The sequence below is a fragment of the Psychrobacter sp. 1Y4 genome (assembly GCF_051847555.1).
On the sequence record NZ_JBPYDE010001105.1, the window covers coordinates 1 to 530 of the forward strand.

Below are 530 nucleotides of genomic sequence, written 5' to 3' on the forward strand. Positions count from 1 at the left end.
GGTGCTCAACCTCACATATACCCTAAAGATTTGGAGAGCATGAAGATCTCCATTCCAAGCCACATAGAACAACAAAAAATCGTCACCATATTAACCAATACCGATCAAGAAATCGAATTGCTTGAGCAGCAATTAGCTGATTTTCAGCAAGAGAAAAAGGCGTTGATGCAGGTGTTGTTGACGGGTAAGAAGCGGGTGGTAGTTTAGTATAAACAATGGTTTGCTTATTTTACTAATATAGATAATACTTTAATGAATTTCTAAAAAAGTAGTAAGTAAATGGCTAGTTATGATAAAGCAATAATGGAAAAAAGAAGGCACACTCAACCGAAGCGCGATTCAGTTCGCACTGAATATGATAGAGATGAAGCACGCTTAATACATTCAGCAGCTTTTCGACGATTGCAAGCAAAAACTCAGGTACTAGGATTAGGTGAAAGTGACTTTTACCGTACTCGATTGACGCATTCAATGGAAGTAGCTCAAATCGGTAGAGGTATCGTTCAGTTCTTACGTAGTAAGTATGCAAG

Annotated in this window: 1 protein-coding gene and 1 pseudogene; both read left to right on the plus strand. The window is 38.1% G+C overall.

The window, feature by feature from the left end:
• The coding region (locus ACS8FC_RS20640; protein WP_439298158.1) for a restriction endonuclease subunit S at positions 1-207 on the plus strand (207 nt) is incomplete at its 5' end.
• A 96-nt stretch (positions 208-303) separates the two neighbouring features.
• Positions 304-530 (plus strand): annotated as a pseudogene (locus ACS8FC_RS20645) (anti-phage deoxyguanosine triphosphatase); the annotation flags it as partial.